At 66.9% G+C, this 3,477-nt stretch carries 5 protein-coding genes; 4 read left to right on the plus strand and 1 reads right to left on the minus strand.

Annotation, left to right across the window (positions count from 1 at the left end; genetic code table 11):
- The 3 genes from VL973_RS14150 to VL973_RS14160 form a co-directional block, all read left to right on the plus strand.
- Nucleotides 1–561, plus strand: a 561-nt coding sequence (locus VL973_RS14150) for a S49 family peptidase (protein ID WP_325284670.1), incomplete at its 5' end; no start/stop codon positions are given.
- Entirely contained in the window at nt 558–1,109 is a 552-nt protein-coding gene (locus VL973_RS14155; protein ID WP_325284671.1) for a GNAT family N-acetyltransferase, read from the plus strand. The genes VL973_RS14150 and VL973_RS14155, both read left to right, overlap by 4 nt.
- Nucleotides 1,110–1,148: 39 nt before the next feature.
- Nucleotides 1,149–1,829 (plus strand): DUF2490 domain-containing protein, encoded by a 681-nt coding sequence (locus tag VL973_RS14160; protein WP_325284672.1) that lies wholly within the window; start codon nt 1,149–1,151, stop codon nt 1,827–1,829.
- Here the strand turns inward: VL973_RS14160 and VL973_RS14165 are convergent.
- On the minus strand, nt 1,817–2,452 hold the full coding sequence (locus tag VL973_RS14165; RefSeq protein WP_325284673.1) for a trimeric intracellular cation channel family protein: 636 nt from the start codon (nt 2,450–2,452) through the stop codon (nt 1,817–1,819). The two genes, VL973_RS14160 and VL973_RS14165, sit on opposite strands and share 13 nt — an antisense overlap.
- Before the next feature lie 245 nt (nt 2,453–2,697).
- Between VL973_RS14165 and VL973_RS14170 the strand changes: the two genes are divergently transcribed.
- Nucleotides 2,698–3,231 (plus strand): CarD family transcriptional regulator, encoded by a 534-nt coding sequence (locus VL973_RS14170; RefSeq protein WP_325284674.1) that lies wholly within the window; start codon nt 2,698–2,700, stop codon nt 3,229–3,231.
- The last annotated feature ends 246 nt before the right edge of the window (nt 3,232–3,477 follow it).

Below are 3,477 nucleotides of genomic sequence, written 5' to 3' on the forward strand. Positions count from 1 at the left end.
CTGTCGGGCCAGCCCGACTTGTTCGCGGGCACGACGCCGGCGTTCGACGCGATCCTGCAGGGGTCGATCGAGGATATCTATCGCCGCTTCGTCGGGCTGGTCGCGCAGTCACGGCGGATGACACCTGCGCGGGTCGACCAGATCGGCCAGGGCCGCGTGTGGGACGGCGGCACCGCGCGCCAGATCGGTCTGGTCGATCGCTTCGGCGGACTGGACGATGCGGTGGCCGAAGCCGCGCGCCGCGCCAGGCTGGACCCGGCAAAAGTCCGCACCGTATATCTGGAAAAGGAACCCGGCTGGGCCGCGCAACTGGCCGAGGCGTGGCAGCGCGAGCAGGACCGCGACCAGGGCAATGAGGAAGCATCCGGCGGCGACCTGTTCGCGCGGATGGCCGCCGAACGCCGGGGCGTGATGGCGCGCGCGGTGGGTGATGTCCGTCGACTGCTCACCGGTCAGTCGGTGCAGGCCCGCTGCCTGGAATGCGCGGGTTTCGCACCCGCCGCCGCAAATGGCGAGGATCGCGCGCTGACGCAAATGCTGGTCGAACGCGCGCTGCCATGATCGCCATTCGCGCAGCCGAACCGGGCGACGCTGCGGCGATCGCCGCCATCTATGCGCCCTTCGTGCTTTCGGGCACGGTCAGTTTCGAAAGCGAGGCGCCCGATGCGCGCGCGATGCGGACGCGCATGGCGGCCAGCGACGGGCTGTATCCCTGGCTGGTCGCGACCGATGGCGATGCCGTGGTGGGCTATGCCTATGCCGGTCGGTTCCGGGATCGGCCGGCATATCACTGGACGGTCGAAACCTCGATCTACCTGGCGGGCGACGCGCAACAGCGCGGAGTCGGGCGGCTGCTGTATGAAGCGCTGGTCGATACGCTGCGCGCACAGGGTTTCGTCCACGCGATCGGCGCCATCGCGCTGCCCAACGACGCATCGATCAAGCTGCACGAGCAGGTCGGCTTCCGCCGCGCAGGCGTGATCCGCGAAGCCGGGTTCAAGTTCGGGCGCTGGATCGATGTCGGCTTCTGGCAGTGCGAACTGGCACAAGCCGCAACCCCGCCGCCGCCGGTTCGGCCGTTCCGCGATGTCGGCGTGGTCCGCGACTGAGGCCTTGCCTCCCCCCGCCGCGCGGTTAGGAAGGCTCCCATGCCCTCGATCCGTCTTTTCGCGACGGCGCTTGCCGCCGCTCTCGCCGCATCCCCCGCCATGGCGGAGGACGATGTTCAGCTATGGGGCGCCTTTACCGCGACCGGCGCGGTCAAGGGCGACCTGTTCCTGTGGCTTGAGGGACAGGTGCGGCTGACCGACGATGCGGGCGACGGTGTGCAGACGCTGGCGCGCCCCGCCATCGGCATGCGCTTCGCGCCCGATGCCCATGCCATCATCGGCTATGCCCATGTTCACACCAATCCCGAAGCGGGGGTGACCACCAACGAACATCGCATCTGGCAACAGGTGCAGTTCGCGCCCGTTCGCACCGGCACCGGCGCGCCGCTGGTCATCAGCCGCACGCGGCTGGAACAGCGGATGATCGTCGGACGCGACGATACCGGCTGGCGGCTGCGCCAGATGGTGCGGGTTCAGGCGCCGATCGCGCGCGGCGGCCGGGTTCAGGCGATTGCCTATAGCGAGGGGTTCTTCAACCTGAACGACACCAACTGGGGCGCGCGCGGCGGCATCGACCAATGGCGCAACTTCGTCGGCATCGGCCTGCCGCTGGGCGAAAAACTGCGCGTCGAGCCGGGTTATCTCAACCAGACCGTCTACCGCGCCGGCGAAAACCGCAGCAACCATGTGCTGAACATCGGCTTCACCTATCCCCTCTGACGCCCGCGATAGGCGGGCAGGCCCAGTTTCCAGCGGATCGCGGCGGCGCGCAGCGCAAAGCCCGCGCCTGCGGCGATCGTCGCCACGGGGAACCCCTCAAATCCCATCAGGCGCAGGCCGACATACAAGGCCGATGCCAGCGCTGCTGCGGTGACGTAAAGTTCGGGCCGCATCAGGATCGACGGCTCGCCCGCCACCACGTCGCGGATGATGCCGCCGACGCACGCCGTCACCACCCCCATCAACATGGCCGGGACCGGCGGCACGCCCATGCCCAGCGACTTCGCCGCGCCGAACACGGCATAGCTCGCCAGCCCGATGGCATCGAGCCAGTCCAGCCCCTGCCCCGCCCACCAGCGCTCAGGCGTGATCCAGATGACCAGCGCGCCGCCCAGACAGATCAGCGCGATCCACGGGTCCACCACCCAGAATACCGGCGCGTCGATCAACAGGTCGCGCAGCGTGCCGCCCCCCACGCCCGTCATCAGCGCGAAAAAGGCGGCGGTCACGAAGGTCTGACGCGCGCGCACCGCCGCGATCGTGCCGGACGCGGCGAACATCAGGATGCCGAACGCATCGAGCCATGGCAGGATCGGACTGAAATTGTCGACAGGGGACAGCATTTCTGCCGGTTAGCGCGCACAGGCAACGGGGTCGAGAGGCCGGGTCGCCCGATCGCCCGAATGCCCGCGCTGGCAATTTTGTTGCGACTGTGTTAAACGCCGTGCAACGGAGACGAAGATTCGCTTCCGCCTCTCGGAGACGCACCACAGATTTGGCCCGGACACAAGCTGTTCCAGCCGCCGGCGACGACGCTGGTGTCGCAGCGCTCCTCTCGGGTCAAGGGTCCACGGAAAGGTTTGAAAGAATGGCTGCCAAGGCGCTGTCCTTCGACGTCGGTGATTATGTTGTCTACCCCAAGCATGGCGTCGGTCGCGTCATCGAACTGCAACGGCAGGAAATCGCAGGAATGCAGCTTGAGCTGTATGTGCTGCGCTTTGAAAAGGAGCGGATGACGCTCCGCGTGCCGACCAACAAGGCCGAGAGCGTCGGTATGCGAAAGCTGTCCAGCGACAAGACGCTCAAGGAAGCGATGGAAACGCTCAAGGGCAAGCCCAAGGTCAAGCGCACCATGTGGTCGCGCCGCGCGCAGGAATATGAAGCCAAGATCAATTCGGGCGACCTGGTGTCGATCGCCGAAGTGGTCCGCGACCTGTTCCGTGCCGACGACCAGCCCGAGCAAAGCTATTCCGAGCGCCAGATCTTCGAAGCGGCCGCCAGCCGCCTCGCGCGCGAACTCGCCGCGATGGAAGAGGTCGATGAACCCACCGCGCTGGAAAAGATCCTCGACGTGCTCCGCAAGGCAGCGGCGATCCACAACAAGGATAAGGTCGAGGCCTGAACGCCTCGATCCTGTTCGATCTGACGAGGGGGGAAGCCGGGAGACCGGCTTCCCCCTTTTTCATGGCGGGTTGTGCATGCCGTTCGATGGTGTATCATTGCAATAACACACCAAAGGGAGGTTCCGATGCGCCTTGCCGCCACCATGATCGCGCTGACCCTTGCCGCCTGTAGCGGCCCCGCCACGGGCGAGGACGATGCCGGCGGCGCGCGCGCCGAACGCAGCTACCCCGTCGCCGACTTCACC

Source organism: Sphingomonas sp., assembly GCF_035490575.1.
In the GTDB taxonomy this organism is placed as follows: Bacteria; Pseudomonadota; Alphaproteobacteria; order Sphingomonadales; family Sphingomonadaceae; genus Sphingomonas.

What these genes read in the sequence shown, in the direction of transcription:
- VL973_RS14155 (WP_325284671.1), top strand. Translation starts at nt 558, where the DNA reads ATGATCGCCATTCGCGCAGCCGAACCGGGCGACGCTGCGGCGATCGCC.
- VL973_RS14160 (WP_325284672.1), top strand. Translation starts at nt 1,149, where the DNA reads ATGCCCTCGATCCGTCTTTTCGCGACGGCGCTTGCCGCCGCTCTCGCC.
- VL973_RS14165 (WP_325284673.1), bottom strand. Translation starts at nt 2,452, where the DNA reads ATGCTGTCCCCTGTCGACAATTTCAGTCCGATCCTGCCATGGCTCGAT.
- VL973_RS14170 (WP_325284674.1), top strand. Translation starts at nt 2,698, where the DNA reads ATGGCTGCCAAGGCGCTGTCCTTCGACGTCGGTGATTATGTTGTCTAC.